This is a genomic window from Arthrobacter sp. LjRoot14 (assembly GCF_964253905.1).
Lineage (GTDB): Bacteria > Actinomycetota > Actinomycetes > Actinomycetales > Micrococcaceae > Arthrobacter.
Window position 1 is genome coordinate 984655 of sequence record NZ_CAXURL020000001.1, and the last position, 19406, is coordinate 1004060.

Here is a 19406-nt window from a genome sequence, read left to right on the forward strand (position 1 = left end):
AACGACATGCCGTGGATGCGCCCGATCGGGTGCATCCACGGCCCGTAAGCGAAGGAAAACACCATGAAAGCAGCACGATTCCACGCCCGCGAGGATCTCCGGATCGAAGACATCCCGGAGCCGGAGCTGCGCCCAGGGGCCGTGAAGATTGCCGTCGCCTGGTGCGGGATCTGCGGCACGGACCTCCACGAATTCCTGGAAGGGCCCATTTTCACCCCGCCGCCCGGACACCCCCACACGCTGTCACATGAGGAAGCCCCGGTCACGCTGGGACACGAGTTCTCCGGAACTGTTGAGGAAGTGGGCGAGGGCGTTACCGGGCTCTCCGTCGGAGACAGTGTGGTGGTGGAGCCGTACTTCGTCTGTGACGAATGCGGTCCGTGCCGGGCGGGCAACTACAACCTGTGCACCAAGCTGGGTTTCATCGGACTGGCCGGCGGCGGCGGAGGACTCAGCGAAAAGATCGTGGTCGACTCACGCTGGGTCCATCCCGTTGGCGACATACCACTCGACGAAGCTGCGCTCATCGAACCCCTCGCGGTGGCCTATCACGCCGTCGGCCGGAGCGACGTGAAAGCCGGGGACGTCGCGGTCGTCGGCGGTGCGGGTCCCATCGGGCTGCTCACGGCGGCAGTCCTGAAAGGGCTGGGCGTCACCACCGTGGTGACTGAATTGTCCGCCGCGCGCAAAGAGAAAGCCACGTCATCCGGCGTCGCGGACCATGTCCTCGACCCCGGCGCAGTCGACGTTAAGGCGCGGGTGCTGGAACTGACCGGGGGAACTGGTGCGGACGCTGCGTTCGAATGCGCCGGCGTGAACGCCGTTCTGGACACGATGCTCGACGTCGTCAAGCCCGCCGGAGTGGTGGTCAACGTGTCCATCTGGGGACGCCCGGCCACCGTGGACATGCAGAAGATCGTCCTCAAGGAAATCGACCTTCGCGGAACGATCGCTTACCGCGGAGACCACGCGGCCGCCATCAAGCTCGTCCAGGAAGGCAAAGTGGACCTCAAGCCCTTCATTACGGGACGGATCGCACTGGATGACCTGGTGGACAAGGGATTCGACACCCTGATCCACCACAACGACACGGCGGTGAAGATCATCGTCCACCCGTAGTGATCCGAGTCTCACCCGGAATAGTTGCAGGCGCCTCGCAGTTGGGCTCAGTGGACCCAATCCGCTTTGAAAGGAACTGCGCATGCTGTTTTCCCCGTTGGCTCTCGGCGAGCTCGAACTGCCCAACCGCCTGGTGATGGCCCCGCTGACCCGGCTCCGCTCCGGCGAAGCGGGGGTGCCGGCCGCCATCGTTGCCGAGCACTACCGCCAGCGCGCATCGCTCGGCCTGATCGTCAGCGAAGGCACGTACCCCAGCCCCGCGGGACGCTCCTACCCGGGGCAGCCCGGCATTGTCACCCCGGAGCAGATTGCCGGCTGGAAGAAGGTCACGGACGCCGTCCATGCCGAAGGCGGCCGGATCTTCGCGCAGATCATGCACGGCGGGCGGGTTTCGCACGAGGACATCAACGGCGGACACCAGGTGGTCGCACCGAGCGCCATCGCCGTCGAGGCAGAAACCCGCACGTACAAGGGCAAGCAGGCGCACCCCGTCCCGCATGCGCTGACCACCGACGAACTGCCCGGCATCCGCCAGGAAATTGTCCAGGGATCGCTGAACGCGATCGAGGCAGGGTTCGACGGCGTGGAGCTGCACTCCGCCAACGGTTACCTGCTGCACGAATTCCTTGCTCCGTCGTCGAACCAGCGCGACGACATTTACGGCGGCTCACCGGAGAACCGGGCGCGCTTCGTCATCGAGGTAGTGAAGGCTGTCGTTGAGGCCGTCGGCGCGGACCGCGTGGGCATCCGGATCTCACCCGCGCACAACGTCCAGGGCGCTCTCGAAACTGACGCCGCTGATGTCCGCGAGACCTATGGCCTGCTGGTGGATGCGATCGCGCCGCTCAACCTGGCCTACCTGAGCATCCTGCACAAGGAACCCACCAGCGAACTGGTCCAGGACCTGCGTGCGCGTTTCAACGGCACCTTCCTCGTCAACACGGGGTTTGGCGTCATCACCACCCGTGAGGAAGCCATCTCGCTGGTGGCCGACGGCCATGCAGACGCCGTGGTGGTGGGCCGTCCGGCCATCGCCAACCCCGACCTCGTCCGCCGCTGGCGCGAAGACCTGCCGGTCAACGAACCGAACCAGGCTACGTTCTACGCCGACGGCGCAGAGGGCTACACGGACTACCCGTTCTACGAGGAGTCGCAGAACTAGCACTTCCAGGTTCAGACGGGAGCTCCACAGGCTCCGCAAACAGGCGGGCGCAACTCGATTGCGCCCGCCTGTTGTGCATCTCAAAACCATTGCTCCGAGCTCCGGTCCGTGGCGGTCAACCACGATTGTGACCGGCCAAGTCCGCCGCTGGCTGCCAGCCCTATAGGATCTGAACATGCAGCGTCCGTCCCAGATCAACAGTCCCGGCAGCCGCAAAGGCAAGCCCGTAAGCCGCCAAGTGCTGGCCGACCACGTCTACGAGGAACTGCTGGAATCGCTGATGGATGGCCGGCTCGAACCGGGTGCCACCGTCAGCATCGACGGCACAGCCCGGGACCTGGACGTTTCGCCCACCCCGGTCCGCGAAGCCCTTGCCCGGCTGGAACACACGGGCATGGTCCGCCGGGTGGCGCTCAAGGGTTACCGGGTTGCGCCGGTGTTCACCCGCGAAGACTTCGCCGAACTGATGGAGGCGCGGCTGGCCATCGAGCCGGTGAATGCCCGCCTTGCCTGCGGCCGGCTGACCCAGGAGCGGCTCGCCCAGCTGGACCAGGCCGTGACCGACTTGAAGACCGCGCCGCGGGGACCCTCATTCGCTGAATACCGTGACTACCTCGAAGCCGACGAACGCTTCCACCGGCTCATCGCCGAGCAAACCGGAAACCAGTTCATGGTGGCGGCGTATGCCGCGCTCGGCGGCCAGGTCCAGCGCTTCCGGCTGTTCGGGGGCGTGGGCATCACGGATGCAGAGAACGCCATCGCCGAGCACCAGGCCGTCCTGGATGCGATGGCCTCGGGAGACCCCGAGGCGGCTGCCGCGGCCATGGCCGAGCACGTCCGGAGAGTCCGAGGCCGCGCCATCGCCGACGCCCCGGAAGGCTAAGCCAACCCACCGAAGTGACTGGCAGTTAATGTCCTGACAGCGCCTTTTCACGACATCTACTGCTAGCCAGTTGGGCTGCGACCACCCAAGTGTGACCTTGACAACTCTTTGTCGATAGTAAATCCTATAGGAAACAGGATTCGCACAAAGGAGTGAACACCATGGCCTACACAGCCGAGAATTGGCCCATTACTGCGGCCCTGCTTCAGTTCCAGGGCACCGACGCCCAAGGAACCCACATCAACGACGCCGGCGCCGAAGCCTGGGCCGAGGTCCTCACCGAGGTGAGGGAAGCCGGATTCGCCCATGCGGACCTCACCGACAGCTGGGTGCGCCCGGGCGATCTCAGCAAGGAGCGCCTGGCCGAGTTCAAGCAGACGGCGGACACCGTGGGCATCGGCGTCCCGGTCATCTCCGCCATCCGCCGGAGCGTCATCGAAGAAGGCAACTGGGAAGCCAACCTGGCCTACAGCCACCGCACCATCGACGCCGCCGCCGAACTGGGCTGCGAGGTCGTCTCCTTTGGCCTCCACCAGGCCATCACGCCGGAGCAGCAGAAACAGCTGTGGTTCTGGACGGTCGAAGGCTACAAGGACCCGGCCGGAAACAAGGAAGCCTGGGGCAACGCCGTCAGCCGTCTCCGCGAACTGGGCCGGCACGCAGCCGAAGTCGGCGTCCTGCTCTCCCTGGAAATGTACGAGGACACCTACCTTGGCACTGCGGACTCCTCGGTGCAGTTGGTCGAGGACATCGGCCTCTCAAACGTTGGCCTCAACCCGGACCTCGGCAACCTGATCCGGCTCCACCGTCCTATCGAGGACTGGCGCGAGATGGTGGCCAAGACCCTGCCGTACTCCAACTACTGGCACATGAAGAACTACATCCGGGACGAGGACACCGCCCGGGATATGTATGTCGCCATGCCGGCGCCGATGGAAAGCGGCCTCATTAACTACCGCGAGGCCTTCAAGCTTGCACTCTCCGTAGGTTTCCAGGGCATTCTCTGCACCGAGCACTACGGCGGAGACGGCCTCAGCGTGACGGCCAGCAACCAGGACTACCTCCGCCGCCACGTCCTCCCCAAGACGGACGGCTACACACTGGGCCGGAGCCAGGTGGCGCAAGGACGCCAGCTGCCCGCAGCCTCGGAACTCAGCACCGTCTGAGCCAACGCATGGTGCGGCCGGCACGCTATTCGGGGGCGGCCGCACCACTCCGGACTCCCAGCCTTACTTCCCAACACGGATTCAATGAGGAAACCATGACCCAGATCTTCGACAACCCCGCTGATTTCGCGGATGAGGCACTGGACGGCTTTGTAGCAGCCAACCGCGGGTACGTCGCCCGGGTGGACGGCGGCGTGGTCCGTTCCACCGAGGTGCCCGCCGGCCAGGTGGCCCTGGTGGTGGGCGGCGGATCCGGCCACTACCCGGCCTTCGCAGGCCTCGTGGGACCGGGCCTCGCCACGGGCTCCGCCTGTGGCAACATGTTCGCTTCCCCGGCAGCCGGCCAGGTGTACCGGGTGGCTAAGGCCGCCAACGCGGGCGGCGGCGTGCTGCTGAGCTACGGCAACTACGCCGGCGACGTGCTCCACTTCGGCCAGGCCCAGCTGCGGCTCAACGCCGAGGGAATCGAAACCCGCACCGTCCTGGTCACGGACGACATTGCCAGCGCGCCGCTGGACCAGATCGAGAAGCGCCGCGGCATCGCCGGGGACCTGACGGTCTTCAAGATTGCCGGCGCCGCAGCCGAAGCCGGGCTGGACCTTGACGCGGTCGAACGCCTTGCCATCCGGACCAACTACCGCACCCGTTCGCTGGGCGTGGCATTTGACGGCTGCACGCTGCCGGGAGCGGATGCGCCGCTGTTCCACGTGCCCGCCGGCCAGATGTCGCTGGGCCTGGGCATCCACGGCGAGCCGGGCATCTCCGAACACCCCATGCCTACCGCTTCCGAACTCGCCGAACTGCTGGTCTCCAAGCTCCTCGCGGACAAGCCCGACGACGCCGGGAACCGTGTGGTGGCCATCGTCAACGGCCTGGGTACGGTCAAATACGACGAGCTGTTCCTGCTCTTCGGGAAGATCGACAAGCTCCTTACCGCCGCCGGCCTGACTGTGGTGGAACCGGAATGCGGCGAGCTGGTCACCAGCCTGGACATGTCCGGTCTCTCCCTGACGCTGCTGTGGCTGGACGATGAACTGGAGCAGTTCTGGGCAGCTCCGGCCGACACCCCCGCCTTCCGCAAGGGCAACCTGGCCCCGCGTGCCCGCCGCGAGCTGGCCGGACCGGAAGACGCCGTAGCCGGCGACGTGGAAAACACGACGGCGGCAGCAGCTGAGCTGGGCCGGCTGGCAGCCGCCGTGCTCGCCCAGGTGCAGGGCGTCGTCGTCGAGCATGAAGAGGAACTGGGCAACCTGGATGCCATCGCGGGCGACGGCGACCACGGCATCGGCATGCGCCGCGGCGTGGACGCAGCTGCCCCGGCAGCGCAGGAAACCTCGGCAGCCGGGGCCTCGGCGGAACGCGTGCTCACCGCCGCGGGCGAAGCATGGAGCGAACGCGCCGGCGGGACCTCCGGGGCGCTGTGGGGATCCGCCGTGATCGCCGCCGGCCTGGCCCTCGGCAACAAGGACTCATACCGCGGCGAGGACGCGGCGGCCGCCGTCACCGCCTTCGTGGACGCCATCACCGAACTCGGCAAGGCCGAACCGGGGGACAAAACCATGGTGGACGCGCTGCTTCCCTTCCGGGACGCATTCCTCACCGCGTTCGACGGCGGCACCCCGGTACGCGCGGCGCTCGCCTCAGCAGCGGCTGCCGCGCAGGAGGCCGCGGACGCCACCGCTTCGCTCCGGCCGCTCAAGGGCAGGGCGCGACCCCTCGCCGAAAAGAGTTTGGGCCATCCCGATCCCGGCGCGGTGTCCTTCGGACTGATCGCCGCCCGGATCTCGAACTATCTCGATTCTGAACTGACGGATTCACCACTGACGGATTCACCACTGGCCGCCTCCGCGGCCGGAAATGGAGCACAACCATGAGCGCGGACAAGAGCACTGCAGGCTGGCGCATTGTCATCGGAAACGATGAAGCGGGCGTCGAATACAAGGAAGCGCTGAAGGCGCTCCTCGAAGCGGACAGCCGGGTCGCGTCCGTCACGGATGTGGGCGTCGGTGCCAACGACTCAACCGCGTACCCGCACGTCGCCGTCGACGCCGCCCGCAAGGTGGCCGACGGCGAAGCGGACCGTGCGTTGCTGATCTGCGGCACGGGACTGGGCGTGGCCATCGCGGCCAACAAGGTCCCCGGGATTCGTGCCGTCACGGCCCACGACGGCTACTCCGTGGAACGGTCGGTCCTGAGCAACAATGCCCAGGTCCTCACCATGGGCCAGCGCGTGATCGGCCTGGAACTGGCCAAGAAACTGGTGGGCGAATGGCTCGACTACCGTTTCGACGAGACATCATCCTCCGCCGCCAAGGTGGACGCCATCTGCTCCTACGAGCCCGACTACACGAAGGCAGTCTGATCATGACCGAAACAGCAAGCACCCCCACAACGTTTGACGTGAACAGCGCCCGGAAGATCGCCGTCGTCGGCTCCGGCTACATGGGCGGCGGGATCGCGCAGGTCCTGGCGCTCGGCGGGGCCCGGGTTGCACTCGCCGATGTGTCCGCCGAAGTGGCGCAAAGCAACTACGACCGCCTCCTGGCGGAATCGGACCAGTTTGTGGCCGACGGACTGTTCCCCGCCGGTTCCACAGAGATCCTGAAGCAGAACCTCTGGGCCGCTAAGGACATCGAGGAAGCGGTGGCGGACGCGGACTTCATCGAGGAAGCCGTTCCCGAGGTCATCGCCATCAAGCACCAGACCCTGGCCCGCATCAGCGCCGCCGCCCGGCCGGACGCGATCATCGGCTCCAACACCTCCACCATCTCCATCGCCGAACTGTCCGAACCGGTCACCAACCCCGAGCGGTTCCTCGGCGTGCACTTCTCCAACCCGTCGCCGTTCATCCCCGGTGTCGAGATCATCCCGCACGCCGGCACATCGGCGGCCACCGTCGGCGCAGCCCGCGACCTGGTCCACGCCGCCGGCAAGCAGACGGCGGTCGTCAAGGACGTCACCGGCTTCGTGCTCAACCGCCTGCAGTACGCGCTGTTCCACGAAGCGGCGCAGCTGGTGGAGCAGGGCATTGCGACGGCGGATGACGTGGACACGCTGGTCCGCACCACCTTCGGCTTCCGCCTGCCGTTCTTCGGTCCGTTTGCCATCGCGGACATGGCCGGGCTGGACGTCTACAACTTCTGCTACAAGTCCCTCCAGACCGACTTCCCGGAGCGGTTCGCCACCCCCAAGATCCTCACGGACCTGGTGGAAGCCGGGAAGCTGGGCACCAAGACCGGTGCGGGCTTCCTCAACGTTCCGGCCGAGCGCACCCCCGAGTTGATCGCGTACCGCAACAAGGCCTACGTCGCCATGCAGCAGCTTCTCGAAGACCTTGGCCCCGCCCCGATCCATTAGGACCTGCCCTGCCGCCGGCGCCATCGCCGGGCAGGGATTTCCCGTTCGTCATCATTCAGGAGCACACCCATGAGCATTTTCCCCGCAGAACGCACCGCAATCGTCACCGGAGCCGTCTCCGAGCGCGGCATCGGCCGGGCCACCGTCAACTACCTGGCCGCGCAGGGCTGGAACATCGGCATCATCGACCTGGACGACGCCCTGTGCAAGGCCGCAGCCAAGGAACTGGCCGCCCAGTACGGTGTCCAGGCCTTCGGTGTCGGAGCCAACGTGGCCGATGAAACTTCCGTCCGCAACGCGATCGATGAGATCGAAGCGGAGCTGCCGCAGATCGTGGCTCTGGCCAACGTGGCCGGCGTCAGTTCACCGGTTCCGTACCTGGAACTGGACGCCGCCGAGTGGGACCGCGTGCTGAACATCAACCTCAATGGCGTCCATTACGCCACCCGCCGCGTGGCCGAATCCATGGTCAAGAACCGGATAGGACGCATCGTCAACATCTCCTCCGTATCCGCGCAGCGCGGCGGCGGCACGTTCTCCAAGACGCCGTACTCGGTGGCGAAGGCCGGCGTGATCGGCCTGACCCGCGCCACGGCACGCGAACTGGGGGAGTACGACATCACCGTCAACGCCATCTCCCCGGGCCCCATCGATACCGACATCATGGGCGGCACGCTCAGCCAGGAACGCAAGGACGAACTCACCAAGGACCTGGTGGTCAACCGGGTCGGATCCACACGCGACATCGCAGCAGCCATCGCCTTCCTCATCAGCGAGGACGCCGGTTACATCTCCGGCCAGACGCTGAATGTGGATGGCGGACTCTACATGCACTAGGGAAGGCCACCCATGGCACAGCACAAACCAGCAACATCCCAGGTGACGGGGCTCAGGTCCTGGAGCCGCGAACGCCGGATCTACCTCGCCGTGGGCATCCTTGCCTGCCTCGCCGGAATCATGATCATCGCATTCTCCCGCTAGGACCCCAGGCACCACCTTCGTTCGCAACTGATTTACTCAAAGAGGAGTTTTGATGTCCCTAACAGCAACATCCACCAAGGAGCTCCTGGATTCACCGGTCCTCAAATCGGCGATTTCCAAGGCCTCGTTCCGGCTGATGCCGATGCTGGTCATCCTGTATGTGGTGGCTTTCCTGGACCGCACCAACGTCGGCTTCGCAGAAGCAGCGCTTGGTGTGGACCGCGGGGTCACCGCCGGGGCCTACGCCCTTGGCGCCGGCATCTTCTTCATCGGCTACGCACTGTTCGAAATCCCCAGCAACCTGCTCCTGACCAAGTTCGGTGCCAAGGTGTGGCTGGCCCGCATCGCCATCACCTGGGGCATTGTGTCCGCGTGCTTCGCCTTCGTCCAGGGCGAGACCTCCTTCATCATCCTGCGCTTCCTGCTGGGTGTCACCGAAGCCGGCCTGTTCCCGGGCGTCATCATGTTCCTGGCGGCCTGGTTCCCGAACAAGGTCCGGGTGAAAATGTTCGCCATCTTCTACCTGGCTCAGCCGTTTTCCCAGATGATGGGCGCACCGCTGTCCGGCTGGCTGATCAACATCGGCGACCAGGTTCCCGGTGTGGCCGGCTGGCAGGTCATGTTCTTCGTTGAAGGCATGCTCGCGGTCCTGGCCGGCATTGCCGCGTACTTCTTCCTGATCAACAGCCCGCAGGACGCCAAGTTCCTGAACCCGGGCGAAAAGAAGGCGCTGCTGGATGTCATGGCACTGGAGGACACCGTCAAGGAGGAAACCGGCCCCCGGGGCGTGCTCGCCGCCATGAAGAACCGCAAGGTCTGGTACTTCACGGTCATCTACTTCTGCCTCCAGGTGGCGGTGTACGGCGTGACGTTCTACCTGCCGCAGCAGGTGGCGCAGCTGACTGGCCAGAAGGTTGGCTTCGCGGTGGGACTCCTGGCGGCCATCCCGTGGTTCTTCGGCATCTTCGCCTGCTACTTCATCGGCAAGGCAGCCAACACCATCGTCCGCCGCCGGGTGTGGGGCACGGGGCTGTTCATCTCCACCGGGCTCTGCATCTTCGGCTCGGCCTGGGCCGGCGCAAACCATATCCCGGCACTGGGCATCATCTTCATCACCCTTGCGGTGTGCAGCTTCCTGTCGATCGGGCCCATCGCATGGTCCTACCCGACCGCTTTCCTCACCGGCACGGCGGCCGCGGCGGGCATCGGCCTGATCAACTCGCTGGGCAACCTGGGCGGCTTCGTGGCCCCGATCCTGCGCACCACGGTCAACCAGGTCACGGCGTCCGACACGGGAACCATGGGCGTCTACGCCCTCGGCGTCCTGCCGTTCCTGGCGGCCGCAATGATGTTCGCGACCAAGCGGTTCCAGAACAAGGCGGACGAACTTCTCGAGAAGTAAGTCCGGAGCCTGTGGCCATTAGGAAAACACACCAGCAAGAAAGCAACACAGATGCAGCACTCTTCAGCCAGCCAGGACACGGGCACAGTCACTGACAGTGCTATTGACTCCGTCACGTATGTCGGCGTCAGCACCAAGATGTACCTGGGCTACCGGGACACCCTGGACTGGCTGGAGCGCCTGCGGCACGAAGTGGACTCCCGTCCGGCCCTCGCGGCCGGGCGGGTTGTCCCGTTTGTGATCCCGTCCTTCCCGGTGCTGCCGGCGGCCGCCGCTCTCCTGGCCGGTTCGCCAATGCTGCTCGGCGCACAGAACTGCGGCTGGGCGGCCGGCCCGTGGACCGGTGAGGTGGCGCCGTCCATGCTCGCGGAACTCGGCGTCCGCCTGGTGGAGATCGGACACGCCGAACGCCGAGCGCACTTCGGCGAAAACGATTCCATGGTGGCGCTCAAGGTCCGGGCCGCCGCCGACGCCGGGCTGACCCCCCTGCTGTGCGTCGGCGAGGACTCCTTGGCGGACGCCTCCGACGGCGACGCCGCCGTTGCGGCCCGGGCAGCCGCAGGCTTTGTGCACGGGCAGATTGAGGCTGCCGTTGGGGGCGACTGGGAACTGGCCTCGCGCCTCATCATCGCTTACGAGCCCGTCTGGGCCATCGGCGCCGCCGAGCCAGCCAACGCAGGGTACGTGTCCGACGTCGTCAATCACCTCCGCGGCCTGCTCGCCGCGCACAGGTTGCGGGAGCTTCCGGTCATCTACGGCGGTTCAGCGAAGCCCGGCCTCCTGCCCGGACTGGGCGGCGTTTCCGGATTGTTCCTGGGCCGCTTCGCGCACGACGCCGGGAACTTCGGTGCGGTGCTGGATGAGGCACTGGCTGGATGAGGCGCCGGCTGGATGAGACGCCGACCTGAAAAGGCGTTTCTTTATGGCCGTTCGCTTGCACCGACCGCCGGCACAGCCCGCTGGCACAGCCCGATAAAACCGCCCAGCTGTTCGAGGCCCTCGGGATGGGTGGGCAGGTAGTTGGTCAGTTCCGGGGCGCGCACCACTACGGCACGCCACTTGCCGCGCGACACCGCCACGTTGATCCGGTTCCGGGAGAGCAGGAACTCCATGCCGCGCGGAGCCTCGGCCACCGCAGAACACGCCATGGACACAATCACCACGGCAGCCTCCTGCCCCTGGAACTTGTCCACGGTGCCCACTCGGACCGCCCCGTGGCCGGCTGCGTCGAGGGCGTCCCTGATCAGGTTCACCTGCGCGTTGTAGGCCGCCACCACCAGGATGTCCTCCGGCCCCAGCGGGCGGTCGCCGGTTTCATCGTGCCAGGCCAGGCCCAGATGCCTGCCCACCTGGTGCACCACTTCAGCGGCTTCCTCCGGGGACGACGTGATGTTGCCACTGTGGGCAACCATCACGGTGTCGATTCCGGCAGGGACGCCCGCCAGAAACCGCAGGTCCGCGGCGCTGGCGGACTGCAGCCTGCCCTCGTAGGAAAGCTCCGAAACGGCGGCGCACAGCGGCGACGCCATGCGCCACGTATCCGCCAGGAAGTAGCCGAGCTCCGGCGGAAGCGTGGCATGGCCCGCAGAGATCCAGCCCAGGGCGGACTCGTTGACCGGCTCGGGGTGGGTGCCCTGGCTGACCTGGGGGAGCTGCTGCGGATCGCCGAGCAACAGCAGCCGCGGGCTTGCCTGGGCAACAGCCAGTGTGTTGGCGAGGGAGAACTGCCCGGCCTCGTCGATTACCAGAAGGTCCAGGGACCCGGCGGGCACGGTGGAGCCGGTCATGGTCCAGGCAGTGCCGCCCACCAGTGCTCCTCCCGGAGAGCTGAGCAGCCGGTCCACGTCGGCAGCAGCGCGGTGGTCCCACGGCAGGGCGCCGTCGTGCTTGACGTCCTTGGCGACCCTTCGCGGGTCCACTCCCGCTTTTTCCACGGCGGTGCAGAGGAGGTTCTCCACCACCGCATGTGACTGGGCAACGACGCCCACCTTCCAGCCCCGGCCCACGAGCCGGGCAATGACATGGGAACCGACATGGGTCTTGCCGGTGCCAGGCGGTCCCTGGACGGCCAGATAGGAGTGGTCGAGGGCCTCCACGGCTGCCGTGATGGCGTCGATGAAGCGGTCCGCGCCGGCCGCCGGCTCGGGAAGGGCCCCGCCTGTCACCAGCCGCGGCGGAACCCTGCGCACCAGGTCCAATGCCGGATGCTTCCGGAACACGGGCTCTCCCGGGGTCTCCGCCGAAGCGTCCGGGAGGCCGGCGGCGACCTGGTCAGCCAGCAGGGCCAGCGCCTCCTCCAGGCTCTTGGTGGCGACAGGCTGGTCTTCGGTAAGCGCTATGGGCAGGTTGTTATGCGGCTCGATCTTCCGGTGCAGGCGGTCACGGATCACCACGGTGTCCCTGCCGTCCTCGTGGCCAAGCTCCAGGACCTCGGTCCCGAACCACCCGTTACGGCCCGAGCCGTCGCTGCCTGTGCCCTCGAGCCCCGCGGGCAATGGACGGTCATACATCCGGAACCATTTACTGCCTTCGCGGAGGTCCGAGCCGGCGCTGACTGTGCCGGTCAGCTGCACCCTGCGCTCGGGGAGCCTGGTGCCTACCTTGTGCCAGTCGTCGAGGATGCGGGCTTCCTCGACGAGGAAGACGTTGCGGTCCTGCTGGTGGGTGTCGGGTCCGCTCTCGCAGCGGTCAAAGTGGGCCCACCAAAAGGCCTTGCGCTCACGGCGGTGGTAGCTCACGGCCGCCTCCACCATGGCGACGGCTTGAATATCGGAATCGGGGCCGCCGGGTTCACCCTCGGCTGCGCGTAACTCTGCCCTCCGGGCGAGGAACGCCCGAATGGCCCGTTCGGAACGCTGGACGGCGGCACCGTCGTCGGACTCAGATGCCGCCCGGCCTAAATTTTCGGAGCGCCCTGCGTCTCCGGGTGCCCCATCGTTTCCGCCCGGATGGGCGACCGGAGCGGCGCCGATTCCGCGCTCGGCAGCCAGCCGCAGCAGCCAGCCGCGGAGCTCCAGCGTGGAGAGGCAGTCGTATTCGTTGTAGTCCGAGATGCCGGCAAGGATGGCTGCTGCGTCCTCGGCAAGACCGGCGTCGCGCGCCTCGCAGTAGTCTGCATACGCCACCACCGATGCCCCCGCGTCCTTCACGTCACCCGAGCGGAGGTTGCTGCCCATGTAGAGCGGCTCGAGTTTCTTGATGCTGTACGAGTTCTCGGAGATCCGGATGCTGTTCCGCACGGTCTGGTACAGGTCCACCAGGAGCCCGTCCCGCAGCCACGTGTCCACGGTGTCCTCTCCCGCGACATGCATGACCGAGAGCTTGCGGAGGGCAGTCTTCTCGTAGGCGGCGTAGTGGTACACGTGCATGTCCGGGTATTGGCGCCGCCTGTCCTCGACGTAGTCCAGGAAATCGAGGAAGGCCTGCTTTTCCGCCGCGCGGTTGTGGGCCCAGAAAGGCTTGAACACGGTCCGGCCATCCGGTGCCGAAGGCGCTTCGATAACCCCGAACAGATACTCAAGGCCCCAGATTCCGGTGGCGGCGTCCTGCCACAGCGGATCGCCTTCGAAGTCGAAGAAGATATCTCCGGGGCTCGGCGGGGGCAGTTCTGCCAGAGTGTTCTCCGGGATGACCCGGTAGCTGATGCTGTGCTGTTCGCCGTCCTTGACGTAGCTGACCGAACCCTCCGCCGTGCCCGCATTGCTCTGCATCCGGGCCTGGTCCTGCATCCGCAGCAAGGACGGGCTGGCGCCGGGCAACGTCGCGTCGGCCAGTTGCTTGACGGTGAAGATGCCCTGCTCGTGGAGTTTCTTCCGCTGCGCCGAGTTCATCCGCGCCACCAGGAGGAGATCGTCAGTGGCTTTGACCTGTTCCTGGCAGTAGTCGCACCGGCCGCAGGCAACAACACCGGGTGCGCCCCAGCCTACGGTGTCTGGCTGGTTCCGGTGGCCGGCCGTCAGGGCCAGGAACCTTTCCCGCCGTTCGCGGAAGACCGGGAGGATGTCCGCCAGTTTGTGGCTGCTGCGGACATAGTCGAACCCGCCTCCGGCTGTCTCCACTGTGGCCCCGAGGACCAGGGTGACAGCGGGGTCGGGGTCGATTCCGGCGTGAAGCAGCTGGTCTCCGTAAGCGGCAAGCTGGAGCAGCGCCGTCACTTTGGCATGGCGGGCCAGTTTGGTGTCGTACACGGCGTAGCTGCCGTCGTCCTGTTTGACGAGGAAGTCGGAACGGCCGTGGAAGCGGCCGTCAAAGAAGGCCGCCTGGAAGACGACGTCCGCTCCCGCCCGCAGCGCGTCTATTGATTCGGCATGCTTGGCCTGCAGGGTGGCGCGGTCCATGGTGGTGGCTGCCGCGACGTCGTACACGCCGCGGCCGGTGGCGGGATCCCAGGGACCGAACTCGTCAAGGAACTTGTCCAGGACTTTGTGTTCGTGGATGTCCCCAAGCTTCGCTGTGCGCGCCAGCATTTCGTCAGGCTCGAACTCGGCTTTAGGGGAGCGGCCCAGTTTTTCGTCCAGCTTGCGCAGCAACTGATACTCGCACGTTGCAGCGATGACCAGATCGCTCGCGGAGAAGACCAGGTCCTGCACCTGGTCCGGTACTTCCGGTTCAAGAAGAAACACTGCGCCTCGTTGCCGTAGATGTTGCGGTGCCGGTTGTTGTGAGCTGCCATTGATGTCTTATTGCCAAGCTATCAAAGGGCCCCGACAATCTGCCTTGGGATCTCCCGCTCCGCCGCTGCCGCTGCCCGCCGGCCTCTGGCCCGGGCAGGCACGGTCGGCGTAAGGTCTGAGGAACATGACTGAACAGCAGCCTTTTGAAGTCGTCCAACGGTTTCCGGATTTTGAAGTGCGCCGTTACCCGGCGCACGCCGTCGCCGAAGTGAAGGTGAACGCGACCTTCGACAGTGCGGGCAACGCCGCTTTTCGGCTTCTTTTCGGTTACATCAGCGGTAACAACACCGCACGCGAGTCCGTGTCCATGACCGCCCCGGTCCTGCAAAGTCCCGCGTCATCCCGGAAGCTGGCAATGACGGCGCCGGTGGTCCAGAGCGGTGCCCCCGGCGACAGCGAATTCGTTGTTGCGTTCGTTCTTCCCGCCAGCATGACGGCGGCAACGGCACCCGTGCCGAATAATCCGCAAGTGGAAATCCGGGCCGTGCCCGGATCTGTGGCCGCCGTCCTGGGATTCTCCGGCAGGGGGACCGAAGCTGCGTTCGGGAAGCGGAACAGTGTCCTGCAGGAAGCCCTGGCTCAAGCCGGCCTCAGGCCGGTCGGAGCGCCGCGGTTCGCACGCTTTGACCCGCCTTTCAAACCCTGGTTCCTCAGGAAGAACGAGGTGGTCCAGGATATCGAGGAGTCGGCGGGACTTGCCGGCCACAGAGGAGGGCCGCATGAGCAATAAACCAGGCGACCGTACCGCCACCGAGGCAGCCGCCTCAGCCGCTGCCACCTACGATGAGGCAGCCTTCGAAGCAGCTGTCCGGGCCGCGGAGCAGAGCCTCAGTGAAGGCGGCATTCCCATCGGGGCCGCCCTCGCGAGGGGGAGCGAGGTGATCGCCAGCGGCCATAACGAGCGGGTACAGCATGGAGATCCCATCGCCCACGGCGAGATGGCGGCGCTCCGTGCTGCCGGACGCCAGAAGAGTTACCGCGACACGACGCTCTACACCACCCTGGCGCCGTGCGCGATGTGCACCGGGACGATCATCCAGTTCAAGATTCCGCGGGTGGTGGTGGGGGAGGCCAGGACGTTTCCTGGCGAATTCGAGCTCCTGCGCTCGCGGGGTGTCGAAGTGCTGGTGCTGGACGACCGGCGCTGCGTGGACATGATGCTCGGTTTCCAGCGCGACTACCCGGAGTTGTGGGCTGAGGACATCGCTGAGGACATCGCCGAGGACGAACCCACGGACGCTGACCGCCGCGTCCCGGGGAAATAGGGCGAGACAGACTACGGACACGAGGCGGAGACATGGACCGGGACCGCATGGCCTTGAGGGCAGTGAAGTCGTTTCACACGCTTGCCTGGTTCCTGATCGAAGCCTGCATGATCTACGTCTTGTACGCGGGCCTCCGTGGTCGCTCGGACAGACGGGCAGGGGTGGCTGCGTCCGTGGTGGCCGGCGAGACGCTGATTTTTGCCGCCTACGGGTTCCATTGCCCGCTGACCGCCGTGGCCAAGAAGCTTGGTGACGAGACCGGTTCGGTAACGGATATCTATCTGCCCAAGTGGTTCGCACGGAACCTCCCGGCCATCCACGTGCCGCTGATCCTCCTGGCGGCCGCGCTGCACCGCCGGAACATCGTCGCCGCGCGGGCTCGCGGACAGGCGGTCTTGCTGACCGGGCGGCCCGCCCGCTGATCAAGCCTGCAAGCTAGAGGAACGCCTCGCGGCCCGTCCCCTCCCGCACCAGCAGTTTGCCGTCTTCGATGGACACGAGGAGGCTCTTGGGTTTGCCACTGAGTTTCAGGCCCCCGGACAGGCCCCGGCTGGTGACGTCAACGCCGATGATGGCCCCGCGCGCCGGTAGCTCGATCGCGACCTCCTCGGCTATGCCAAGCAGCGGATTGGTGGAGAGCTCGGTGTCGCGCCTCGCCTGTTTGCCGTTGACGAAAACCGTGACATTGTCCTCCTTAAAGCCTCCCTGAAGGATGATGAGCAACTCCTGCATCGTGGACCGCCTCCGTAGATCGCCGGGCTCCCCCAACTGCCACTACATCACTTCTTTCCCCTTGTGGATAGCCCCAGTTTTCGCCGGTTCGGGGGTGGTTGAGGGAGGACCCAGCGACACAGTGTCCGTCCGGTAGGGCAAAATGTTCTGGGTGAACCACATCCCGCAGCGCCCTTCCCCGTCCCCCGCCAAGACTGCTGACTCCACGGCAGACCACATCGCGGCCCAGATCGCCGACGAACTGGGCGTCAAGGCGTGGCAGGTGAAAGCTGCGGTGGAACTGCTCGACGGCGGCTCGACGGTCCCCTTCATCGCCCGGTACCGCAAGGAAGCCACCGGGACGCTGGACGACACCCAGCTCCGCGAACTCGAGGAGCGGCTCCGCTACCTCCGCGAACTGGAGGACCGCCGTCGGACGGTCCTTGAGGCGATAGCATCGCAAGGCAAGCTGACGCCGGAACTGCAGGCCGCCGTCGTCGGCGCTGATACCAAATCCCGGCTGGAAGACATCTACCTTCCTTTCAAAACCAAGCGCCGCACCAAAGCGCAGATCGCGCGTGAGGCGGGGCTCGAGCCGCTCGCTGACACGCTGCTCAAACGGCCGGAACTGGACCCGGAGCGCGAGGCCGTCAAATACCTGAACGCTGAACATTCCATCGAGGACGCCGCGGCGGCGCTGGCGGGCGCCCGGTCCATCCTGGTGGAGCGCGTGGCGCAGGACCCGGACCTGGCCGCGACGCTGCGCGAACGGCTCTGGACGCAGGGCCGTATGGTGTCCCGCGTGAAGAAGGGCCAGGAGGCCGAAGGCCAGAAGTTCAAGGACTACTTCGAGTTTTCGCAGGCGCCGTCCGGGATGCCGTCGCACCGCGTACTTGCGCTGCTCCGCGGGGAAAAGGACGGGGTGCTGGAGCTGGACCTCGCCGAGGCTGAGCCGTCCGACGACGACGCCCTGGCCGCTGCCCGCGGCCGGTACGAATCCGCCGTGGCCAGGTTCCTCGGGGTTGCGGACCGCGGCCGGCCAGCCGATGAGTGGCTGCTGCAGACCGCGCAGGTGGCGTGGCGCTCGCGTGTGCTGGCCCGGCTGACCGCCGATCTGCGCGGGCGGATGTTCGCCGCAGCCGAGGACGAGGCGGTGCGGGTTTTCGCCGCCAACCTCCGCGACGTACTTCTTGCTGCGCCGGCGGGCAACCGTGCCACCCTCGGGCTCGACCCGGGCCTGCGCACCGGTGTGAAGGTGGCAGTGGTGGACGGGACCGGCAAGGTAGTGGCCACGGACACTGTGTACCCGCACGCCCCGGCGCGGAAGTGGGACGAGGCCCTCGCAACACTGGTGCGGCTGGCGCGCCAGCACGCCGTCGAACTGGTGGCGATCGGCAACGGGACGGCCTCACGCGAGACCGACAAGCTGGCCCTCGAGCTGATCAAGAAGCTGTCTGCGGAGTCGGCGGCAGGGCAGGGCGGCGCCGGAACCCGGGCGCCGGAAAAGCTCGTGGTATCCGAAGCCGGCGCCTCGGTGTATTCGGCGTCGGCGCTTGCCGCGGCCGAGCTGCCCGGCATGGACGTCTCCCTGCGCGGCGCGGTGTCCATCGCGCGGCGCCTGCAGGATCCGCTCGCGGAGCTGGTCAAGATCGAACCGAAGTCGATCGGTGTCGGGCAGTACCAGCACGACGTCACGGCCGCGAAGCTGGACCGCAGCCTGGACGCGGTGGTGGAGGACTGCGTGAACGCCGTGGGCGTGGACGTGAACACTGCGTCACCCGCGCTGCTGAGCCGGGTGGCCGGCGTCGGACCGCTGCTGAGCGAGAACATCGTGGCGTACCGGAACGAGCACGGGCCATTCGCCAAGCGCAGCGAGCTCAAGAAAGTGCCGCGGCTGGGGGCCAAGGCGTTCGAACAGTGCGCGGGCTTCCTGCGGATCACCGGCGGAGCGGAGCCGCTGGACGCGTCCAGCGTGCACCCGGAGGCCTACCCGGTGGCACGGAAGATCCTCGCCGCAGCAGGCGCTAAGTCAGCAGGCGGCAGCTCAGCTGCCGGGAAGGCAGCCCTTAGCGGGTCCGGTGCCGGCAGCCTCGCTTCGCTCAACCCGCAGGATTTCGTGGAAGGCGCCTTCGGACTGCCCACGGTGCAGGACATCATTTCCGAGCTGGAAAAGCCCGGCCGTGACCCGCGGCCGGCGTTTGCAGCCGCCAAGTTCTCGGAAGGGATCGAGAAGATCTCCGACCTCCGTCCAGGGATGATCCTGGAGGGAACGGTCACCAACGTGGCCGCGTTCGGGGCGTTCGTGGACGTGGGCGTGCACCAGGACGGACTGGTCCATGTTTCCGCGCTTGCCAACCGCTTCGTGTCCGATCCGCGCGAAGTGGTGAAGTCCGGCCAAGTGGTGCGGGTGAAGGTTCTTGAGGCCGACCCGGAGCGGAAGCGCATCTCGCTGACGCTGAGGCTCGACGACGAACCGGCACCGTCCGGCGCACCCCGGCAGGCAAATGAGGCCCGCCAGGGGCGGGGTGACGGCAACCAGCCGCGGAACGGACGTTCGGATGCCAAGCGGACGCCGCCGCCCAAGCCCGCACCGGTCAACACCGCAATGGCCGAGGCACTTCGGAAGGCCGGCCTGGGCAAGTAGCTGCAATCCGGCGCCGCTGTTAATCCGTCATCCCGCTGCAGGC

General features: G+C 66.5%; 17 protein-coding genes. 15 read left to right on the plus strand and 2 right to left on the minus strand.

Features of this window, described 5'->3' with window-relative positions; all coding sequences use genetic code 11:
* Positions 1–63 precede the first annotated feature (63 nt).
* The 11 genes from ACSQ12_RS04640 (at position 64) to ACSQ12_RS04690 (ending at position 10949) form a co-directional block, all read left to right on the plus strand.
* A complete protein-coding gene (locus ACSQ12_RS04640; RefSeq protein ID WP_436064506.1) occupies positions 64–1119 on the plus strand; it encodes a 2,3-butanediol dehydrogenase in 1056 nt (351 codons plus the stop codon).
* An 82-nt stretch (positions 1120–1201) separates the two neighbouring features.
* Complete coding sequence (locus ACSQ12_RS04645) at positions 1202–2281, plus strand: alkene reductase (RefSeq protein ID WP_436064507.1); 1080 nt, start codon at positions 1202–1204, stop codon at positions 2279–2281.
* Between the two features lie 175 nt (positions 2282–2456).
* Complete coding sequence (locus tag ACSQ12_RS04650) at positions 2457–3164, plus strand: GntR family transcriptional regulator (RefSeq protein ID WP_436064508.1); 708 nt, start codon at positions 2457–2459, stop codon at positions 3162–3164.
* Positions 3165–3325: 161 nt separating this feature from the next.
* Entirely contained in the window at positions 3326–4330 is a 1005-nt protein-coding gene (locus ACSQ12_RS04655) for a sugar phosphate isomerase/epimerase family protein (protein WP_436064509.1), read from the plus strand.
* Positions 4331–4425: 95 nt separating this feature from the next.
* Positions 4426–6204 carry a dihydroxyacetone kinase subunit DhaL gene (gene dhaL / locus ACSQ12_RS04660; RefSeq protein ID WP_436064510.1) on the plus strand — a complete coding sequence of 593 codons (1779 nt, stop codon included), beginning with the start codon at positions 4426–4428 and terminating at the stop codon, positions 6202–6204.
* Positions 6201–6692, plus strand: a complete 492-nt coding sequence (locus ACSQ12_RS04665; RefSeq protein WP_209747050.1) for a ribose-5-phosphate isomerase — start codon at positions 6201–6203, stop codon at positions 6690–6692. Before dhaL ends, ACSQ12_RS04665 begins: the two co-directional genes overlap by 4 nt.
* Before the next feature lie 2 nt (positions 6693–6694).
* Positions 6695–7687, plus strand: coding sequence for a 3-hydroxyacyl-CoA dehydrogenase family protein (locus ACSQ12_RS04670; RefSeq protein WP_436064511.1), 993 nt, complete (start codon positions 6695–6697; stop codon positions 7685–7687).
* 69 nt (positions 7688–7756) lie between these two features.
* A complete protein-coding gene (locus ACSQ12_RS04675; protein WP_390248474.1) occupies positions 7757–8524 on the plus strand; it encodes an SDR family NAD(P)-dependent oxidoreductase in 768 nt (255 codons plus the stop codon).
* A 12-nt stretch (positions 8525–8536) separates the two neighbouring features.
* On the plus strand, positions 8537–8668 hold the full coding sequence (locus ACSQ12_RS04680) for a hypothetical protein (RefSeq protein WP_280872991.1): 132 nt from the start codon (positions 8537–8539) through the stop codon (positions 8666–8668).
* 52 nt (positions 8669–8720) lie between these two features.
* Entirely contained in the window at positions 8721–10070 is a 1350-nt protein-coding gene (locus ACSQ12_RS04685; RefSeq protein ID WP_209747043.1) for an MFS transporter, read from the plus strand.
* A gap of 51 nt (positions 10071–10121) precedes the next feature.
* The gene (locus ACSQ12_RS04690; protein ID WP_436064512.1) at positions 10122–10949 is read left to right on the plus strand and encodes a triose-phosphate isomerase family protein; all 828 of its coding nucleotides are present in this window, start codon (positions 10122–10124) and stop codon (positions 10947–10949) included.
* Positions 10950–10990: 41 nt separating this feature from the next.
* Here ACSQ12_RS04690 and ACSQ12_RS04695 read toward each other — a convergent pair whose 3' ends face one another.
* Positions 10991–14692, minus strand: coding sequence for a TM0106 family RecB-like putative nuclease (locus ACSQ12_RS04695; RefSeq protein ID WP_436064513.1), 3702 nt, complete (start codon positions 14690–14692; stop codon positions 10991–10993).
* A 175-nt stretch (positions 14693–14867) separates the two neighbouring features.
* Here ACSQ12_RS04695 and ACSQ12_RS04700 point away from each other — a divergent pair, with 175 nt between their 5' ends.
* Genes ACSQ12_RS04700 through ACSQ12_RS04710 form a run of 3 tightly spaced genes read left to right on the plus strand, consistent with a single transcriptional unit; the run spans position 14868 to position 16430 of the window.
* Positions 14868–15473: an SOUL family heme-binding protein gene (locus ACSQ12_RS04700; RefSeq protein WP_436064514.1), complete on the plus strand. Its 606-nt coding sequence runs from the start codon at positions 14868–14870 to the stop codon at positions 15471–15473.
* Positions 15463–16008 carry a nucleoside deaminase gene (locus ACSQ12_RS04705; RefSeq protein ID WP_436064515.1) on the plus strand — a complete coding sequence of 182 codons (546 nt, stop codon included), beginning with the start codon at positions 15463–15465 and terminating at the stop codon, positions 16006–16008. The genes ACSQ12_RS04700 and ACSQ12_RS04705 overlap by 11 nt, the downstream gene beginning before the upstream one ends.
* Positions 16009–16040: 32 nt before the next feature.
* On the plus strand, positions 16041–16430 hold the full coding sequence (locus tag ACSQ12_RS04710; RefSeq protein ID WP_436064516.1) for a hypothetical protein: 390 nt from the start codon (positions 16041–16043) through the stop codon (positions 16428–16430).
* 13 nt (positions 16431–16443) lie between these two features.
* Here the strand turns inward: ACSQ12_RS04710 and ACSQ12_RS04715 are convergent, their stop codons facing one another.
* Positions 16444–16740: a hypothetical protein gene (locus ACSQ12_RS04715; RefSeq protein ID WP_209747031.1), complete on the minus strand. Its 297-nt coding sequence runs from the start codon at positions 16738–16740 to the stop codon at positions 16444–16446.
* 142 nt (positions 16741–16882) lie between these two features.
* Here ACSQ12_RS04715 and ACSQ12_RS04720 point away from each other — a divergent pair, with 142 nt between their 5' ends.
* Positions 16883–19363: a Tex family protein gene (locus ACSQ12_RS04720; RefSeq protein ID WP_436064517.1), complete on the plus strand. Its 2481-nt coding sequence runs from the start codon at positions 16883–16885 to the stop codon at positions 19361–19363.
* Positions 19364–19406: the final 43 nt, after the last annotated feature.